This window comes from Carnobacterium sp. 17-4, from assembly GCF_000195575.1.
GTDB lineage: Bacteria > Bacillota > Bacilli > Lactobacillales > Carnobacteriaceae > Carnobacterium_B.
On record NC_015391.1, the window covers coordinates 1,795,904 to 1,814,129 of the forward strand.

Here is an 18,226-nt window from a genome sequence, read left to right on the forward strand (position 1 = left end):
GAAGTGACTAATTATGTTTCACTATACAGCAGAACAATTAAACAAAAAACAGCAGTACAAATTTGTTAGCGGAAGCGTGATTCCACGCCCAATCGCTTGGGTTACCACTTTGTCAAAAGATGGTTCAGTGGTAAATGCTGCTCCTTTCAGCTTCTTCAGTGCAGCATCCAATGAATTACCTTTATTAACAGTTGCTATCTTAAGAAAAGATGGCGTTATTAAAGATACCGCTCGTAATATTCTTGATCGAAAAGAAGCGGTTGTACACATTGTTGATCAAACTGTTATTGAAGATATGAATCAAACATCTGCCCCACTTTCACCAGACGAAAGTGAGTTGGACCAAACGAACTTAACTTTGATTGATAGTCTAAGCGTACAAGTTCCTTCTATCGTAGAAGCTAAAATTCGTTTTGAAGGTGTCTTACATCAATACGTACCAATTAAGGATGAGAACGACGACATTGTAACGGATTTCTTTTTCATCCGGGTAACAGATTTCTTTTTTGATGAAACGGTCTTTGATCAAGAAAAAGAATATATTTTAACGGATAAATTAAACCCCGTTGCTCGTCTTGCCGGTAACCAATACGCTACACTAGATAAAGAATTCACTATTGTACGTCCAACGTAAACTAAAAAGAGTCGCTCAAGAAGAAAAAAATTCTTGAGCGGCTCTTTTTTTTCGAATTTTTATTGTTTTATTGGACGATTGCATTCATGTAAATACAATAAGACTGTAAAAATTAAAATAAATAGATTTATACTAAATGTAATGGTTTTAATTTCTAATGGAAGAATGCCTATATTAGCTATTATTCCAAAAAATACAATGATAATTATACCACCTAACATTCCTATTAGGCTCATCATACTCTGCTTGACGAGTTGTGTTTCATCTTGCCAGTCATAATAGGCCATCCTATTTCCAATAAAAATACCTCCTACTGCTGTAAATAGTAAAAAGCTAAGTGGTGTAACAATTATCAAAATTGTTTCAATGAAGCTCGTTTTTAATGAGATACTAAACAATAGTGAACAGACAATCGATGTTGGAATAGTAAACGTCAGATTGGTTAATAAATAACTGTCATACAGGGTCTTTGGAGAAATTGGTAATGATTTAATCAACCAGACGTTTCTCCCTTCTAATGCAAGTGAGATAGTGGCCGTATTAGTCATAGAAACCATAGCCGCAATAACGTAACCAGCAACATTTTTTAAGATTGGAAAGTATTCAGCTAACTCAAGGCTCTGTAATATTTTCTCTGGCCCAATGGTTAATGTACTAATGGCCAATAGAATAGCTAGGACACAACCAATCAATAAATTTGTGGCAGCTACTGTTGACTTTAAAATACGCATCAGTGTTTTTTTATACAATGCCAAAAGCACTCCACTCTGACGCAACACCCCTATTTTATAATTACCCTTGCTACTATGTGAAGTCAGTGCTGTATTGATTTGTTTGTATTTTAAAGACAACAGCTGTAAAAAGAGGAAATACAAACCAATAGAAACAACTACAAAGATCAGAAAAGAAAGGAGTTTTCCATCAACAACTGCTTCCTTGAAGAGTTTTGTGGGTAGGTATAGCTGGTTCAGTCTATCAGAAATAAAAGGGGCTAAGGTTGAAAATGCATCAGCATTTATGGTCCCTGTTTGAAAATCAAAGAGTTCTCCAAAACCGAAATCTGCTGTTGAAGCAGTCATCATGAAACTCATGAAAACTACTACTAATCCTATAGAAAGAATTGTAACTACCGCGCTTGTGTATCTAAATTTAGAAGCGATTGCTGTAACCACAGCTCCAAAAATAGCGGCAATAGTAGTAGGAATTAAACTAACTAAAAAGATGCTGATAAACCAGATAAGATAAGTCATAAAATTAGGCTGTTCAAACAACATATAAATCAATCCCATTGGAAACATAACCAGAAAAGCAATAAAGGTATTCCAAATATACATATTCAAAAATCGGCTGCTAATAATTGTCCTTACCGTTATTGGCAGAGACATAACCAGATCGTAATCACTAAAACCAAAAAATTCTCCATTTGATTTAAATAATGAAAAAATTACAATGAACAGGCTGCTGATGAAGATAGCAATACTAGGAATCAGTTCTGTCAATCCTAAATAAACGTAGCCGTATGCCATCCCACCACAATAAGTAATAATCATAAGTAAAACCATACCAATAGCTATTGTCACTGCAATTTTACTGTTTCTTTTACGTCTATCCTTTTCATAACGAAAAACATTTAGGCCAAGTTGCTCTATCAATCTATTTTTAGCAAGGAGCCAACTTAAACTATTCCGTTTTATTTTCACGTCTTTAGTATTCATACCTTAAAGTACTCTCCTCTTTTTTGATTATTCTTGATTCAAAATATCTATAAAGATTTCCTCTAAGGAACTCCCAACTTTCTCCTTCAACATGTCTTCCATAGTTCCTGAAAAAACAAGTTTCCCATGATTGATCATCGCAACTTTATTGCACAATTTTTCTGCAGTATCAAGTACATGTGTTGAAAAGAAGACGGAACTTCCATGTGCACACAATTCGTGCATGATTTCTTTTAATATAACAGCAGCTCTAGGATCCAGACCAACAAAAGGCTCATCTAATACGAGTAGCTTTGGTTCATGAATCACAGCAGAAATGATAGCAAGTTTTTGTTTCATACCATGTGAATAGGAAGAAATTAGGTCTCCAAGATTTCCAGTAATTTCAAATAAATCTCCATATTTCTTTATTTTCTCTTCTCGAATAGTTGTAGGAACTCTAAAGACATCTGCTATGAAACTCAAATACTGAATTCCAGTCATATGCTCATACAAATCAGGGTTGTCTGGTATATAGGCAATAATTTGCTTGCATAAAAGTGGTTCTGTTTTCATTGAGTGACCATCAATGAAAATTTCTCCTTCTTCATAATCAAGAATGCCCACTATCGATTTGATTGTTGTACTTTTACCTGCTCCATTATGACCAATGAAACCAAAAATATCCCCTTCCTCTACTTTAAGGCTGATATCATCTACTGCTTTTTTTTCACCTTTATAGGTTTTACTGAAATGATTGATTGTTAACATTTCATACTTCCTCCCTGTTCTATAAGCTTGTTCGCCAATATTTTAATTTTTTTATTACATTTTATTTTTGTTCTGTAGTATGTAGTATTGATTTTTTATTAGTCTACTATAGATAATCATAGTCCTTTTTGCTCTACTTTACAGCAATTTTTATCAGTAAATTAGACTTATCTAGTTATTTCGAACAAACTATCGAATACATATATTGGCATTAGTTTCTTTAGCTATACAAATACACCCCGGAAACTAGAATTCACTCTAGCTTTCGGGGTGTATCATATCAAGTTTGATTTAAAAATAACTTTTTACAATTATTTTATGCTTTAGCTGTAAGTGTTCCAATTTCTGCTGAAGCAGATGCTTGTCCTTTTCCACTTAAAGTGAAATCAGCTACTTTATCCATGTTTGTAAAGACAACTACCATTGCACTATCTTTACCTGCAGCTTCAAGAGCAACTAAGTCAACTGTAGAAACTAATGTTTCCGGTGTTACTTGGTCTCCTTCAACTACTGAATTAGTAAACGGTCCACCATTTAATTCAACAGTATCTAGACCCATGTGTAAGAGTACTTCTACTCCATTTGGAAGTTCAATTCCAATTGCATGCTTAGTTGGAAATACACTGACAATTTTCCCAGTTACTGGAGAATAAATTTTTCCATCTGTTGGAATAACAGCAAATCCGTCACCCATCATTTTTTGTGAAAAAACTGGATCCGCTACTTCTTCAATAGCTACAACTGTCCCATTTGCAGGCGCAAATAATTTTGCTGCTGCGTTATTTTCCTTTTTATTATCTTTTTTCAAAAAATCAAACATTCCCATTTCAATTCCTACTTTCTCTATTTTATAGTCTGCTTCTTATCAATTGAACAATAAGAAGTTTGCACCTTATGATACCATAAAAAACACCTTAAAGAGAACAAAAATGGTTGTTACTTGACTATTTAATGCATTTTTATTCATTTCTTTTTAAAATCTAAATAAATTGTCTCAATTTCCAGTTCTTCGCTATTAGAGCCTACCATTACATCAAACTCCCCAGTTTCAACAGACACAGATAAATCTTGATGAACATATTCAAGATCTTGTTTTTGCAACTGAAATAAAACTCCACTTGATTGACCTGGTTCTAAAAACACTTTTTTAAATCTTTTTAATTCTTTAACTGGACGAACGACTTCGCCTACTTTATCTCTAACATATAACTGAACGATTTCAGCACCTGACAGGTCCCCTTTATTTGTAATAGTAACTTCTATACTGACCTCTTCCTTAGACTCAGCTACAGTAACCTGCATTGGACTATACTTAAATTGCGTATAACTTAATCCAAAACCAAAAGGAAAAAGTGGACTGTTCTCTACATCCAAATATCTTGAAAGGTACTTATCATCTTGATTATATGGTGTCAACGGGCGCCCAGTACTATCTTGATTGTAATAAAGAGGAACTTGCCCAACTGCTCTTGGAAAAGACATCGTTAATTTGCCACTTGGATTTTTTAGTCCAAATAGAAGATTCGCGACTGCAGATCCAGCTTCTGTACCTGGAAACCAAGCTTCAATCATACTATCCACATCCTGAATAATATCCGTCAAATCTAAAGGTCTGCCATTGAATAGAATCAAACTAATGGGCATAGATAAAGTACGAAGTTTCTTGATTAATTGAATTTGTTCTACTGGTAATTTAAGGTTACTTCGGCTTGCTCCTTCTCCACTCATATAGGAAGATTCTCCACCAACAATTACTACCACATCTACATTTTCAACACCTGTTAGCCAGTCATTTTGATTTTCATTTTTCAAAGGAGAATAAGTTTTCAGCACTATCGATTCTTTTGAAACATGTTGCAACAAACCTTCATAGACAGACACACTTTCATTTTGCTGCCCTTTCCAAGACCATGCACCTAGAACATCTCTGGATTGTCTTTCTGGAACAAATAATGCGATTTTTTGCTTGATATTTAAAGGCAATACTTGTTTCTCATTTTTCAATAATACCATTGATTCTTCGGCTATTTTTCTTGCTTTTGCTCGATGCTCTAAACTAAATACCATTGTTTTTTCTTTTGCACTACTTGCTCCGCGGTAAGGATCTTCAAATAAACCTAACTCATTTTTCAAAGTTAAAATGCGCCATACCGCTTCATCAAGAAGAGCTTCAGAGATTTCCCCTTCATCAATCAAATCATGTAAATAGTTTAAGTATCCGCCTGTCATCATCTCGATATCCACGCCTGCTTCTATCGCTAACTCAGCAGCTTGCTTTAAATCAGCTGCAACCCCATGCGGAATCATTTCTCCAACTGAAGCCCAATCTGATATCAGAACACCTTGAAATCCAAATTCTTTTCGCAGAATATTACGCATCAAAGATTTATTGGCAGTAGCCGGGACACCGTCAAGTGAATTAAATGCCGTCATAACTAATTTACTGCCTTCATCGATTCCTGCTTGATAAGCGGGCATGTACATTTCTCTTAAAGTACGTTCGGACAATTCAACAGTATTATATTCCCTGCCAGCTACGGGTGCACCATATCCAGCAAAGTGTTTGATACAAGCTGCTACACTCAGTTTATTATTCATTAAATCTTTCCCTTGGTAGCCTCTGACAAAAGCACGTGCGTATAGTTGATTCAGATAAGGATCTTCTCCAGTAGATTCAAGGACTCTTCCCCAGCGTGCATCACGTACTAAGTCGACCATGGGCGCAAAGGTAACATGTAATCCTGAAACAGCTGCTTCCTTTGCAGATAGAAGAGCACTTTCTTCAACTAAATCAGGATCCCATGTACTGGACATGCCTAAAGGTATTGGAAAAATCGTACGGTATCCATGTATGACATCCGCCATAAACAATAGCGGTATTCCTAGACGATTTTTTGCTAAATGTTCCTTTTGGATGTCTATTAATGTTTGGGCACCAGATATGCCCAGTACTGAACCAATTGTAGTCATCTTCTCTGGAGATAAATTCATTTCATGCATGGGACCAGTATTTTCACTATCTTCTTCTTTATAAAATTCGCCTGCTAATTGAACCATTTGGCCAATTTTTTCTTCTCTTGTCATTTTACTTAGCAAATGCTGAAGGTGAATTGAGTCCATAGAAATCCTCCTTATTAATTTTTTTATCTGTAAGGAATAGTTTCGTCAAAATTGATAACCCCATCAGATAAACCGATTTCACAAACTCACTGTATCATCAATTTTTTTGTTTCTCAAACGATACCCGTTTAAAAATATGCTATAGTTAAAATAAATCTTAGAGAAAGGACGATCAATAGATGAAAAAAATTAGTAAAGGGCTTTTTCTCTCCATTGCAATTGCACTTATTGCTACGCTACTGGGAAATGTATTTCCTATTATTGGCAGTGCTGTATTTGCTATTATTATAGGTTTATTATTGAATAACACAATTGGTACTCCTGCTGACTTTCAGCCGGGTATTAAATTTTCTTCAAAAAAAATCTTACAAGCTTCGATTGTCTTATTAGGTTTTAGTTTATCCATTCAAGATATTCAATCAACGGGGCTTTCCTCTCTAAGCGTGACGCTTATTACGATTGTTATAGCTTTTATCAGTGCTTTTTTAATTGGGAAATGGTTACATATTCCGATGAACACTACAACTTTAATAGGAGTAGGAACGGCCATATGTGGAGGTTCAGCAATCGCTGCTGTTTCACCTATCATTGATGCAAAAGATGAAGAGGTAGCTTTATCTATCTCGACCATCTTCTTATTTAATATTGTAGCCGTCTTTCTATTTCCATTCATAGGGCATTTGATGAATTTAACGGATAGTGGTTTTGGTTTATGGGCAGGAACAGCTATTAATGACACTTCTTCGGTTGTAGCTGCAGGTTACAGTTATAGTGAATCTGCTGGAGACTATGCTACAATTGTAAAATTAACCAGAGCTACGTTGATTATACCTGTTTCATTACTAATTGCTGGCATCCAACTCTACAAGAAGCGCCGCAGTGCTGAGAAAGTTTCTTTAAAGCAAATATTCCCTTGGTTTATCTTATGGTTTATAGTTGCTTCTGTAGTCAGCAGTACAGGCATACTTCCTGAAGTTTTCATTACTTCTGCCAAATGGCTTTCACGTTTTATGATTGCAATGGCACTAGCTTCAATTGGTTTATCTGCTAATTTCAAGGAGCTCTTAAAGACAGGTGCAAAGCCAGTTTTACTTGGCCTGATAACCTGGTTCTTCGTTGCAGCCAGTAGTTTACTTGTCCAGTTCATTCAAGGGCAACTTTAATTTTGTATGAAGTCTACTAGTAGTCTGATAAAAAAAATCCTTAATTTTGTCTAAAGACTATAGGATAACGAACTAAATTTAGGTATACTTATTTTTGTGAGTCTTAATTCACGTTTTGATTTGAAAGGAGAACAACATGATTTTTATTGAATTATTAAAAGCGGCATTTTTAGGAATTGTCGAAGGAGTTACGGAATGGCTACCTATTAGTAGCACAGGTCATATGATTCTGGTAGAGCAATTTATTAATTTAGATGCTTCAGCAGGATTTAAAGAAATGTTTTTTGTCGTCATCCAACTAGGTGCCATTCTGGCAGTAGTGTTGATTTTTTTCCATAAGTTAAACCCCTTTTCACCCAAGAAAACGACAGAAGAAAAGAGAGACACACTTTCTATCTGGTATAAAGTAATCGTCGGGGTTCTTCCCGCAGCCGTATTAGGTTTTCTATTTGATGACTGGTTAAATGAGCATTTATACAATTATTGGACAGTTGCCATCATGCTAATTGTTTACGGAATTTTATTTATTGTTATTGAAAATCGGAATAAAGGAAAAGAAAGTTCTATTACTTCTTTTAAAGATTTGACGTATAAAACGGCCTTTCTTATTGGGATGTTCCAAGTTCTTTCATTGATTCCCGGTACTTCTCGTTCCGGAGCAACAATCTTAGGAGCTATCTTAATCGGTACTTCTCGTTTCGTTGCGACAGAATATTCATTTTTCTTATCGATCCCAATCATGTTTGGCGCAAGCTTCCTCAAAATCTTTAAGTTTGGATTTGACTTTACGGGTATGGAAGTAGCTACTCTTTTAACCGGAATGATAGTTGCTTTTGTAGTGTCTATTATCTCGATTAAATTCTTAATGGGCTACATTAAAAATAATGACTTTAAAGCTTTTGGTTGGTACAGAATTATTTTAGGTGTACTTGTTATCGCTTATTTCCTTTTATTTGGTTAACAGTAATAAATGGATCAGGACAAACGTCCTAGTTCAAAAACTCATTCCTCCTTTTGATGTTTTTTCATCAGAAGTGCGAATGAGTTTTTTTGATTTAAGAAATATTCTATAAAGATTTTCTAATGTCCATTTGGCACCACTCTTCCATGAAATGGCTTTTGACGGACAACTGGAGCGGAAAATCGGGCTCACTTATCCATGAAATGGTTCTTAACGGAAGAGTGAAGCAAAAAAAAGGTGTCACTTGTCCATGAAGACTGGTTTCATGGACAAGTGAAGCAAAAAAAAATCTCACTCTTCCAAGGAAGAGTGAGATTGACCGTTTTTATAGTTTTAGAAATGTTCCATTTTTTAAGATACTATTATTTCACAAAAAAGGCTTCATATAATGCTTTTACTGCTAGGTCTTCGTGTTTAGCTTGAATACCAAACATGACACTAACTTCCGAAGCACCTTGGTTGATCATATCGATATTGATGTTGTTCTCAGAGAACGCTGTTGCTGCTTTGGACATCGTAAACATTTTTTCACGCATGCCCTCTCCTACGATCATGATCAATGCAATATTGCGTTCAACCTTTACGCTATCTGCATCCAACTCTTCTTTCAATTGTACCAATAAAGAGTGTTCTTCTTCTGTAGTCATTTGATCGCTGTGCAAAATAATCGTTAAATTATCGATTCCTGAAGGCATATGTTCATAACTGATACCTCTTGATTCCAATATTTCTAGTACCTTACGTCCAAAACCAATTTCACGGTTCATTAGATACTTGTCAATATAGATGCTGCTAAAACCACTAGAACTAGCAATTCCAATCACGCCTTGCTCAGTCATTTGTCTTTCTTTCATGATACGAGTTCCCGGAGCAGATGGATTATTTGTATTTTTAATTTGAACTGGAATACCTAATTTAAATGCTGGTTGCAAAGCTTCATCATGTAAAACCGAAAAACCACCATACGAAAGTTCACGCATTTCACGGTAAGTCAGTTCCTTGATACCGATAGGACTTTCAACTACATGAGGGTTAGCAGCAAATATAGCATCTACATCTGTAAAGTTTTCATATAGTTCAGCTTGGATTCCATTTGCCAAAATCGATCCGGTAATATCTGAACCGCCTCTTGAAAAAGTACACACTTTTCCATCTTTTGTGTACCCGAAAAAACCTGGAAATATAATGACTTCTTCACTAGCACGCAATTTATATAACTCTTCATAACTCTCAGGTAAAACTTGTGCATTTCCTGGTTCGTTCGTTACCATTAATCCAGCTTCTTGAGGATCCAGATAACGAGCTGGAATGCCTTCATGATTAAAATAAGCTGCAACTAACTTTGCATTGTTATTTTCTCCACTTGCTTTAAATGCATCTAAATAATAATCGGGTTCGTCTTTATTACCCTTAACCAAACCTTCTAAATCGGTTCTGATTTCGTCAATGATTTCCGTTCCCAACCCTAATTCTTCTGCAATGTCCTGATAGCGCATTATAATCTTACCCAATACTGCACTAAAGTCATGCCCGACAAGAGCTTTCATACCAAATCCAATCAACAGGTCTGTGACCTTTTCATCTTCTGCTGAACGCTTGCCAGGAGCTGATACTACAACAATTTTTCTTGCAGCATCCTCTTTTACGATTTGTACTACTTTTTTCAACTGACTTCCTGAAGCTAATGAGCTTCCACCAAATTTAATCACGTTCATCAAAGTAACATCCTTTATTATTTTTTATTTGCTTTCATTTATCACTAGACAAGGGAAAGAAGTATATTCCTACATTTTGGACTGTTTTTCGTTGAGAATCAAGTCTTTCTATCTATTTAAGTAAAAAAGTAAGAATATTTTTTTATTCTATCTTATTTACCATTTTAGTAATCTATTTAACATCAATTTGACATCAAAATAATACTTTAGTCCCTATTTAATTCGCCAAAATAAGCATATAATAATAAAGTAGTTGACATTCAACGCCTTTTTTTATAAACGCACTTATTCTATTACTTATTATGGGAGAAAAAAATATGAAAATGACTAAATATATTAATCTTTTCCTGGGATTTTCTGTTATTGCAGGATTGCTGGGAAATTCTGTTTCAAAGAAAAAGAATGGCTTATCTAAAACTATCTCTATGCAAGATCCTCTTTCCCCTTTCATCGGGACTTGGAGTAATCAAGAAATAGACGAAAAACAGCGTCTTTTAAAAATAACAAACGAAGGTGATTTTATCATTAATGACCAACCAATTTTAGGTAGCATTACTTCTATCTCCAAACAGCAACTTGTCTTCACTGATCATTATGGGTATGAATTGATTGCTAAGCGTCACCAAAATAACACATTATCTTTTTATGACGATGCTGATGAAAAAAATTATCTATTTGTTTTAACAGAGTAAAATCCATCCATGATACTAGCCTCATGGAGAGGTTTTACTTTTTTATTTCTTTGGTCGTTACTATTGAAAAAAATTCTGCGAACGTTATGATATAATGACTATTCAAATTATTTTCTACAGCTCAGAAAGGAGTACTGCACTTGTTTCAATACCTTTTAATCGGATTGATCGTTTTCTACGTGATGGGTAATTTATTAGCCTTACGTCATTTTAGTGCCTATGATTTTGAGAATCAGTTTGTTCGCATTTTTCTTGTGAATGATCGTAGGATCATAAAAAATATCAAAGAAAAACCAACTGTATCGTTAGTTAAAAAACTAAAGCAAGTCTTTAGCCTCCAACTTATTGCAAAAATAATCATCTATTCTCTCTTTGTTCACTTTTACTTGGGAGGTAATACAGCTGTGAGTGTCTTCATTTTAGCTGCTCTGTTTGTTTGCAATATTCTATTTGATCTACAAACAAATCGTATCGTTACTAAAGCGAATCAATCCTAAATACGTAGTTAAATAGAAAGAGCTCTAAATCAAAGATTAAGAATCTTTGTTTAGAGCTCTTCTTATTTTAGTCTTGCTTACCAAAGAACGATTTAAACTTAGTCACCTTTTAATGAGATTCAATATAAGCATCTTTGTAAGTGTATTTAGCTCCAACTTGGTGGTTGTAAATATCCTTAACATATTCCTTTTGTAAAGTTGCTGCAGCTCTTTGGAATAGAGGAGCAACTCCTGCTTCTTCTAATAAGATTTTTTCTGCATCAAGCAAGTTTGTCCAACGTGCGTCAACATCTGTTGCGTTCTCTCCTTTAGACAAAGCAACTAGTTCGTCAAATTCTGCATTGCTGTAGCTAGAACGGTTGTATGGACTTTCTGATGTCATTAAATCAATAAAGTTTACTGGATCAGCAAAGTCAGCTCCCCAACCACCTAAAGCAAAATCGTAATCTTGTTTTGTTTGCAATTCTAAACGAGATTTAAAAGGAACGTTTTTCAAGGTCACTTCTACACCAGGCAAATTCGTTTCAATTTGGTCTTTCATGTAAGCTCCAACTTTTTTATTTGTTTCATCATCATCGCCAAGTAATTCTAAGGTTACAGTATCTGTGCCTAGTTCAGACTTAGCTGCTTCCCAATATTCTTTAGCTGCATCAGCATCAAATGCTAGGTAGTCTCCTGATTCTGCACGGAAGTCATCTCCAGAAGTTGGATTTGATGCTAATTCAGAAGGAACAAGTCCCCCTACTGTTTGAGAACCATTTGCTAAGATTTCGCTGACCAATAATTCATGATCATAAGCAGTTGCAATTGCTTTACGCAAGTTTTCGTTAGCTAATGGTGTTTCTTCTCCATTTTTTTCTTGATTCAATTGAAGATAAGACGTTCTTGCTTCTGTTTCAACAGTATAATCTGCATTATCTTTGTATTGTTTAGCAAACTCACCGGTTAAATTAACTCGATCAATCTGACCAGAATCGTATAAATTTAGAGCTGTAGACGTTTCTTTAATGACTTCAACATTAATTTCTTCTAAAGTAACATTTTCAGCATCCCAATAATCTTCATTCTTCTCGTAGGTCCAATTTAGGTTTGTTCCATCCCATTTGCTAAATGTGAAGGGACCATTAAAGACCATTGTTTCTGCTGAAGTACCATATTTGTCTCCTTGTTCTTCAACAAATTCTTGGTTTTGAGGGTAGAATGTTGGGAAAGCCATTAATGAAATAAAGTAAGGTACCGGTGTTTCCATTGTAACTTTTAATTCATAATCACTAACAGCTTCCACTCCTAAAGTTTCAGGTTCAGCCTCTCCAGCAATAATATTTGTTGCATTTTTGATTCCTTCAAATAAGTAAGAATAAGAAGCGGCTGTTTCAGGATCAACAACCCTTTGCCAAGCGTATACAAAATCTTTAGCTGTTACAGGATCCCCATTTGACCAAGTTGCATCTTCACGTAATTTAAATGTGTATTCTAAACCGTCTTCACTGACAGTAGCTTCTTCTTGAGCTAAAGCTGGAACGGGTTGGCTATCTTTATCAAGACGATACAAACCTTCATTGACGTTATTAAAAACGGTAAAACTAACTGTATCTGTAGCTAATGCTGTATCTCCTGTAGGCAATTCTGCAATCTCAACTAAATTCAGTACTTGTTCTTCTGCTAAATTCCCTTCGCCTGAACTTGATGAAGATGTTTCACTATCTGCTTCATTTCCACAAGCTACCAAAATACCTGCTGTTAATAATAAAGCTCCAGATTTCCACCATGTTTTCTTCTCCATAACTAAATCCCCCGTTTTTAATCTTATTTTAACCTTATTTTAATTAAATTAGAACTTAATAATAAATATACACATTTCATTTATTATTTGCAAGCTTTTTTTTATCTAGAAATCAAATTTAATTGACTTTTTAGAGCCTTTACCTTTATGCTTATCATTAGTAAGTATTTTTAAGGAGTGATCAAAGATGAAAATTGCAATCTGGTCGGATTTCGTATGCCCTTTTTGTTATATTGGAAAACGTCATTTAGAAGCCGCAATAAAAGGCCGCACAGACATAGAAATTGAATTTCATAGTTATGAACTAGATCCAACAGCACCTGAAAAGGTTGAAGGTACTATGGAAGAGTATTTTGCTGAACACAAAGGAATGAGCATTGATCAAGCTCAATCAATGTTTGATCAAGTTACTCAAATGGCTAACAACGTTGATTTAGATTACCATTATGATACTATTCAACATGGTAACACGTTAAAACCACATCGTTTATTTCAATTTGCCAAAGAACAAGGTAAAGGGAATGAATTTATGGAATTAGCTAAAAAAGCTTATTTTATTGAAGGCAAATGGTTAAATGATGATGACTTCTTAATTCACTTAGCCGAATCAATTGGATTAGAAGAAACACGTGTTAGAGAAATTTTAACTTCAGATGCTTATTTAGATGCTGTACGTTTAGATCAAGCTCAAGCAGTTGAAATTGGCGTTCAAGGTGTTCCATTCTTTGTTATTGATGAACAATATGGTGTTAGTGGTGCTCAACCTATTGAAGTATTCGAGCAAGTATTAGCAGAAATTGATGCTAAATCATAATTAGACCACCAAAAAGGAGTTGAGAATTTATTCTCAGCTCCTTTTTTTATCTGTTATTCTCCAACATAAGACAAAATAGTTCTGTTTAATCCGCTAGAAAGCTAGAATAGGATTAACGAGATAGGAGGAACATCATGTATATTTTGCTCAGTTTTTTTTGTGCAGTAGGCTTTGCTTTGATTCATTTTTTCTCTAAATCTTTCCGTTTTGTGAATGAAGTGCCAAGAATAAAATTTCTATCTTTTTCAGCTGGAGTTTCTGTTGCCTATGTCTTTGTCCATTTATTGCCCGAATTAAATCACTACCAAGAAGCTTTAATGAATGAACTAAAAGATAGTCCGTGGAGGTACTTAGAACATCATATTTATGTCATTGCTTTAGCTGGACTAGCATTGTTCTACTCGTTAGAACGAGTAGTTAAGATTTCAAAAAATAGTCCTCATTTTAAACAACCTGAAAATGCTAGTTCTGGTATCTTCTGGCTTCATATTGGTTCCTTTTTTATTTACAACGCCATTATTGGCTATTTGCTAGTACAAGAAGAATTCAATACTGTTCTAGGAATGCTATTTTATTTTATCGCTTTAGGTGTCCATTTCTTAACCAATGACTGGAGCTTACGCAAAGACCATCAGCACATCTATGATCAATATGGTAGAGTTCTTTTAACTATTGCTATTCTTTTGGGGTGGCTTATCGGAGCATTAACAGAACTAAATGAACTACTCTTATCTATTTTACAAGCCTTCATAGCTGGTGGGGTTATCCTCAATGTCATGAAAGAAGAACTTCCTCAAGAACAAGAAAGCAGCATAGGCAGTTTTTTGGTAGGCTCTTTCGGTTACTCTCTTCTGCTAATTTTCCTTTAAAATTCATTTTGAACATACAGAAAAACCCTTGCAATCAAAGTTCTGATTCCAAGGTTTTTCTGTATAGTTTTTTTCACGCATTTTAGTACTGTTAGGCTTAGATAATTGCAATAGCAACCATCGTAAGCAAGAATAAAAAGGATACGACTTTCATCGCTTTTTTTACTAAGAAAAACTCGCCATTTGCTAATTTAAAAATAGGATAGGCTACAAAACCAAAAGCTAATCCATCAACGATACTTGATGTTAAAGGAATCATCACTATAATTAAAAAGGCAGGGAACCATTCACTAAAATCATCAAATGGAATATGTTTTAAGTTTTCCATCATAATCGCTCCAGTTATTACGATAACAGGTGATAGTGCAGCATTTGGAATATAAGACAACAAAGGGGTAAAAACTAACGAAAGTAAAAATAGTCCTCCAGCAAACACAGCTGTTAACCCGGTCTTCCCGCCAGCTTTAATACCAGATGCACTTTCAGCTGCTGGTATAGTCGGGCTCGTTCCAAGTAAACTTGATACAAGCGTCATGACTCCACTGACTTTAAAAGCGCTCGTAAAACGAGTCTTATCTTCTAACATGCCTTCAAACAAACCTATAGATTCAAAAATTAAGATCATTGTCAAAGAAAATACTGCTAAAATAAAAGGCACACTAAGGATTGTTGAAAAATCAAACGCTCCTACAAGTGCGGGATAATTTGATAGATTACTCAATGAAAATGAAGAGGCTCCTGCTTCATGAACGCCAGTTACCAATGAAATAATAGTAATAACTGCAATTCCAATAAAAAAGCTTCCTGGTACGTTTCTTAGATAAAGCACACCGGATAATAAAATCCCAATGACAGCGAGTAAGACAAGCGGCTGAGACAAATCTCCTAACGTAATAAATGAGTTGGCTCCTCCATCCGTAAGAATACCACCATTTTCCAGTCCAATTACGACTAAGAAAAGTCCGATTCCGGCTGTAATACCGTGTTTTAATGAATCGGGAATCGCATCTACTAACAACTTGCTGATAGAAGTATAGGCAATACCAGTAAAAATTATTCCAGAAACAAAAACTACAGCTAAGGCTTGCTGCCAAGATAGCCCCAATGAACCTACAATTGTATACGTAAAGAAAGCATTAACTCCCATACCAGGAGTGAGCACCAGTGGAGCATTTCCCCATAAACCCATTAAAATACTTCCAACAGCAGAAACTAAAATCGTACCGAACACACTTAACTCAGGTGGAATCCCTGCTTCAGCCAATATTAATGGATTGACTATAATAATATACGATAGCGCGAAAAATGATGTAATACCCGCTATCATTTCTTGTTTAATACTTGTTTGGTTTTCTTTCAATTTAAAAAAATTCACTATTTTTTTCTCCTTTTCGATGTGTTTTCTCAAACACAAGTAATCTGGAGACATGGGCTGCAGTCTTTTTAAAGCTTGCACAGCAAAAAAGAAAGTTTTTTTCTTTACACGCCCCAACATTTCATTTTAACATCTACAGTACAAAAAGTCATGTATTTTTTTATACGATAGAAAGACAAAAGAAGTATTCATAGAGAAATATATTTCTCTATGAATACTTCTTCACTTATCGTTGCTTAAAATATAGTAATCTTTGCCTCTTGATCTTGTTCTTTTATCAGAAGAACTATTTTGTTGGGCTGTATTTGGATATGATTCAGTTGATTTTTGTCCAAAAAAGATGAGATTTTAAAATCATACTGCTCTGGAATAGCAGATGTTTCTAAACGATTCTCTTTATTAGCTGTGTTTAAAAGCATAATGACAAACTCTTCTTGACTGCTCAACCTAACGATTCCCATTAATTCACCCTGTGAAAAGGAATAAAAATCCCCTTCTTTCAAACTGGTTTCTTTGCTACGGACAGCAGCTAATTTTTTCACAAAAGTTTGAATCTCTTTATTCTCTTTTCCCCACGGATACATTCGGCGATTATCAGGATCTTCTTTTCCTTTTACACCTGCTTCATCCCCATAATAAAGACAAGGAACTCCTGGAACGATAAATAATAATGCCATTGCTTGCTTTAACTTTGCTATATTCTGATTTAAAACAGTGTAGATTCGCTCGGTATCATGTGTGCCAATATTATTTAAATTGCTTTTGAAAGCTTCAGTAGGATAATTTTCTTTTAAGTTCATCCACTTCTCAGCAGCTTCTTGCGGAGTTATTGACCGTTGAAGAAGTCCAATGATAATTGCCCGAAAAGGGTAATTCATCGCCCCATGCAACTGACCTCCTTCAATGTAATGACGGCGTTTATTATAAGCAATTTTATTTGAGGCATCTTCCCACACTTCACCAATCAATACTGAATCTTCAACTGTTTCTTCTAATGCCAACCGTATCCCTTTTAGTACATCATCAGATAATTCATCAGCTACATCCAAACGCCAGCCGCCTAATCCTAATTTTGACCATTTGCGGATTACACTATTTTGATCTTTATACAAAAAGGACTGGACCTTTGGATTTTCTGTATTCAACTTAGGTAAATCTTTTACACCCCACCATGATTCGTAGTGATCCGGAAATTTTTTAAACGTATACCAATCAAAATAACGACTTTCCTTAGATTGATAAGCTCCCATCTCAGGATACGTTCCATATCGATTGAAGTAACGGCTGTCTGCACCTGAATGGTTAAATACCCCGTCTAAAATAATCCGCATCCCGAACTCTTTGGCTTGTTGAATAAGTTCATTAAACGTGTCTTGATCGCCAAACATTGGATCAATTTTCAAATAGTCGCCTGTATCGTATTTGTGATTGCTTCGAGCTTCAAATAACGGACTAAGATATAGAATAGTTATACCCATTTCTTTTAAATAAGGTAATTTTTGGATGATTCCTTTTAAATTGCCACCATAAAATTCCCAACGAACAACTTCCCCATCTTCATTTTTAATGTACATGGGCAGGTCTTCTTGATTAGCATAGAGAAAGGAATTTTTTTTTAGGATTCAGCACTTTTCCATCTTCATTGCCATTGTAAAAACGATCTACAAAAATATGATAAGCTATTCCCTCACGGTACCATTTAGGTGAAGGGTCTGCATATAAATAACTCGTTAGTTGATAAGGCTTCACATCATGTTCCTGTTCATAAACTTGGCCTTCTCCACCCTTGAACCGTTGATTGTTCCCATAATAAACGACTTTGACTTGTTGGTCTTTTTGAACCGATACTTTAAAAAAATAATAATACAATCCTTGCCCTTCCGTTAATTGAATCGTAACTTGATATTGAAACCGTCCAATAGAACGCATCTTGACTTCAAATGTATCTCCAAAATCCTTCTGTACAATCAGGTAGATTGGCTCGTCTACCGGCCATTTACAAGTAATCGTAAATGTTACTTTCTCATTAATCGGTACAGCTCCAAATGGTTTTTTGTATTCTGATAACCACGAATTGTAATAAATCATTTCAGTCATTTTATTTCCTCAGTTCTATTGTAGTTGCCGTTTCCTTAATC

16 protein-coding genes are annotated in these 18,226 nt (G+C 35.0%); 7 read left to right on the top strand and 9 right to left on the bottom strand.

Annotation, left to right across the window (positions count from 1 at the left end):
- The first annotated feature begins 13 nt into the window (after nucleotides 1-13).
- Complete coding sequence (locus tag CAR_RS08580) at nucleotides 14-634, top strand: flavin reductase family protein (protein WP_013711324.1); 621 nt, start codon at nucleotides 14-16, stop codon at nucleotides 632-634.
- Nucleotides 635-693: 59 nt separating this feature from the next.
- Here CAR_RS08580 and CAR_RS08585 read toward each other — a convergent pair whose 3' ends face one another.
- The 4 genes from CAR_RS08585 to CAR_RS08600 form a co-directional block, all read right to left on the bottom strand.
- Entirely contained in the window at nucleotides 694-2,349 is a 1,656-nt protein-coding gene (locus CAR_RS08585; protein ID WP_013711325.1) for a hypothetical protein, read from the bottom strand.
- A 27-nt stretch (nucleotides 2,350-2,376) separates the two neighbouring features.
- Nucleotides 2,377-3,099 carry an ABC transporter ATP-binding protein gene (locus CAR_RS08590; RefSeq protein WP_013711326.1) on the bottom strand — a complete coding sequence of 241 codons (723 nt, stop codon included), beginning with the start codon at nucleotides 3,097-3,099 and terminating at the stop codon, nucleotides 2,377-2,379.
- A gap of 316 nt (nucleotides 3,100-3,415) precedes the next feature.
- Complete coding sequence (locus CAR_RS08595) at nucleotides 3,416-3,919, bottom strand: PTS sugar transporter subunit IIA (RefSeq protein WP_041556926.1); 504 nt, start codon at nucleotides 3,917-3,919, stop codon at nucleotides 3,416-3,418.
- A 143-nt stretch (nucleotides 3,920-4,062) separates the two neighbouring features.
- Complete coding sequence (locus tag CAR_RS08600) at nucleotides 4,063-6,219, bottom strand: glycoside hydrolase family 3 N-terminal domain-containing protein (RefSeq protein ID WP_041556488.1); 2,157 nt, start codon at nucleotides 6,217-6,219, stop codon at nucleotides 4,063-4,065.
- Between the two features lie 179 nt (nucleotides 6,220-6,398).
- On the opposite strand from CAR_RS08600, the gene CAR_RS08605 reads away from it, so the two are divergent.
- Nucleotides 6,399-7,382, top strand: coding sequence for a YeiH family protein (locus CAR_RS08605; protein ID WP_013711329.1), 984 nt, complete (start codon nucleotides 6,399-6,401; stop codon nucleotides 7,380-7,382).
- A gap of 136 nt (nucleotides 7,383-7,518) precedes the next feature.
- Nucleotides 7,519-8,343, top strand: a complete 825-nt coding sequence (locus CAR_RS08610) for an undecaprenyl-diphosphate phosphatase (protein WP_013711330.1) — start codon at nucleotides 7,519-7,521, stop codon at nucleotides 8,341-8,343.
- A gap of 362 nt (nucleotides 8,344-8,705) precedes the next feature.
- Here the strand turns inward: CAR_RS08610 and CAR_RS08615 are convergent, their stop codons facing one another.
- Nucleotides 8,706-10,058: an aspartate kinase gene (locus tag CAR_RS08615; protein ID WP_041556489.1), complete on the bottom strand. Its 1,353-nt coding sequence runs from the start codon at nucleotides 10,056-10,058 to the stop codon at nucleotides 8,706-8,708.
- Between the two features lie 317 nt (nucleotides 10,059-10,375).
- Here CAR_RS08615 and CAR_RS08620 point away from each other — a divergent pair, with 317 nt between their 5' ends.
- Nucleotides 10,376-10,750: a DUF4828 domain-containing protein gene (locus tag CAR_RS08620; protein WP_148229408.1), complete on the top strand. Its 375-nt coding sequence runs from the start codon at nucleotides 10,376-10,378 to the stop codon at nucleotides 10,748-10,750.
- A 140-nt stretch (nucleotides 10,751-10,890) separates the two neighbouring features.
- Nucleotides 10,891-11,247: a hypothetical protein gene (locus tag CAR_RS08625; RefSeq protein ID WP_013711333.1), complete on the top strand. Its 357-nt coding sequence runs from the start codon at nucleotides 10,891-10,893 to the stop codon at nucleotides 11,245-11,247.
- 109 nt (nucleotides 11,248-11,356) lie between these two features.
- Here the strand turns inward: CAR_RS08625 and CAR_RS08630 are convergent, their stop codons facing one another.
- Nucleotides 11,357-13,030 carry a peptide ABC transporter substrate-binding protein gene (locus tag CAR_RS08630; protein WP_013711334.1) on the bottom strand — a complete coding sequence of 558 codons (1,674 nt, stop codon included), beginning with the start codon at nucleotides 13,028-13,030 and terminating at the stop codon, nucleotides 11,357-11,359.
- Nucleotides 13,031-13,217: 187 nt separating this feature from the next.
- Here CAR_RS08630 and CAR_RS08635 point away from each other — a divergent pair, with 187 nt between their 5' ends.
- Together CAR_RS08635 and CAR_RS08640 are read left to right on the top strand one after the other, a co-directional pair.
- Complete coding sequence (locus tag CAR_RS08635; protein ID WP_013711335.1) at nucleotides 13,218-13,844, top strand: DsbA family oxidoreductase; 627 nt, start codon at nucleotides 13,218-13,220, stop codon at nucleotides 13,842-13,844.
- Nucleotides 13,845-13,978: 134 nt separating this feature from the next.
- Nucleotides 13,979-14,713 carry a membrane protein gene (locus CAR_RS08640; protein WP_013711336.1) on the top strand — a complete coding sequence of 245 codons (735 nt, stop codon included), beginning with the start codon at nucleotides 13,979-13,981 and terminating at the stop codon, nucleotides 14,711-14,713.
- 97 nt (nucleotides 14,714-14,810) lie between these two features.
- On the opposite strand, the gene CAR_RS08645 is transcribed toward CAR_RS08640, so the two are convergent.
- From CAR_RS08645 to CAR_RS13030, 3 genes are all read right to left on the bottom strand, one after another.
- Nucleotides 14,811-16,088 (bottom strand): NCS2 family permease, encoded by a 1,278-nt coding sequence (locus CAR_RS08645; RefSeq protein ID WP_238526685.1) that lies wholly within the window; start codon nucleotides 16,086-16,088, stop codon nucleotides 14,811-14,813.
- A gap of 236 nt (nucleotides 16,089-16,324) precedes the next feature.
- Entirely contained in the window at nucleotides 16,325-17,662 is a 1,338-nt protein-coding gene (locus CAR_RS08650; RefSeq protein ID WP_013711338.1) for a glycoside hydrolase family 13 protein, read from the bottom strand.
- Between the two features lie 16 nt (nucleotides 17,663-17,678).
- Nucleotides 17,679-18,185, bottom strand: coding sequence for an amylopullulanase (locus tag CAR_RS13030; RefSeq protein WP_013711339.1), 507 nt, complete (start codon nucleotides 18,183-18,185; stop codon nucleotides 17,679-17,681).
- Nucleotides 18,186-18,226: the final 41 nt, after the last annotated feature.

Coding starts and splice junctions, on each gene's coding strand:
- CAR_RS08580 (WP_013711324.1), top strand. CDS start 14: ATGTTTCACTATACAGCAGAACAATTAAACAAAAAACAGCAGTACAAA.
- CAR_RS08585 (WP_013711325.1), bottom strand. CDS start 2,349: ATGAATACTAAAGACGTGAAAATAAAACGGAATAGTTTAAGTTGGCTC.
- CAR_RS08590 (WP_013711326.1), bottom strand. CDS start 3,099: ATGTTAACAATCAATCATTTCAGTAAAACCTATAAAGGTGAAAAAAAA.
- CAR_RS08595 (WP_041556926.1), bottom strand. CDS start 3,919: ATGTTTGATTTTTTGAAAAAAGATAATAAAAAGGAAAATAACGCAGCA.
- CAR_RS08600 (WP_041556488.1), bottom strand. CDS start 6,219: ATGGACTCAATTCACCTTCAGCATTTGCTAAGTAAAATGACAAGAGAA.
- CAR_RS08605 (WP_013711329.1), top strand. CDS start 6,399: ATGAAAAAAATTAGTAAAGGGCTTTTTCTCTCCATTGCAATTGCACTT.
- CAR_RS08610 (WP_013711330.1), top strand. CDS start 7,519: ATGATTTTTATTGAATTATTAAAAGCGGCATTTTTAGGAATTGTCGAA.
- CAR_RS08615 (WP_041556489.1), bottom strand. CDS start 10,058: ATGAACGTGATTAAATTTGGTGGAAGCTCATTAGCTTCAGGAAGTCAG.
- CAR_RS08620 (WP_148229408.1), top strand. CDS start 10,376: ATGAAAATGACTAAATATATTAATCTTTTCCTGGGATTTTCTGTTATT.
- CAR_RS08630 (WP_013711334.1), bottom strand. CDS start 13,030: ATGGAGAAGAAAACATGGTGGAAATCTGGAGCTTTATTATTAACAGCA.
- CAR_RS08635 (WP_013711335.1), top strand. CDS start 13,218: ATGAAAATTGCAATCTGGTCGGATTTCGTATGCCCTTTTTGTTATATT.
- CAR_RS08640 (WP_013711336.1), top strand. CDS start 13,979: ATGTATATTTTGCTCAGTTTTTTTTGTGCAGTAGGCTTTGCTTTGATT.
- CAR_RS08650 (WP_013711338.1), bottom strand. CDS start 17,662: ATGTACATTAAAAATGAAGATGGGGAAGTTGTTCGTTGGGAATTTTAT.
- CAR_RS13030 (WP_013711339.1), bottom strand. CDS start 18,185: ATGACTGAAATGATTTATTACAATTCGTGGTTATCAGAATACAAAAAA.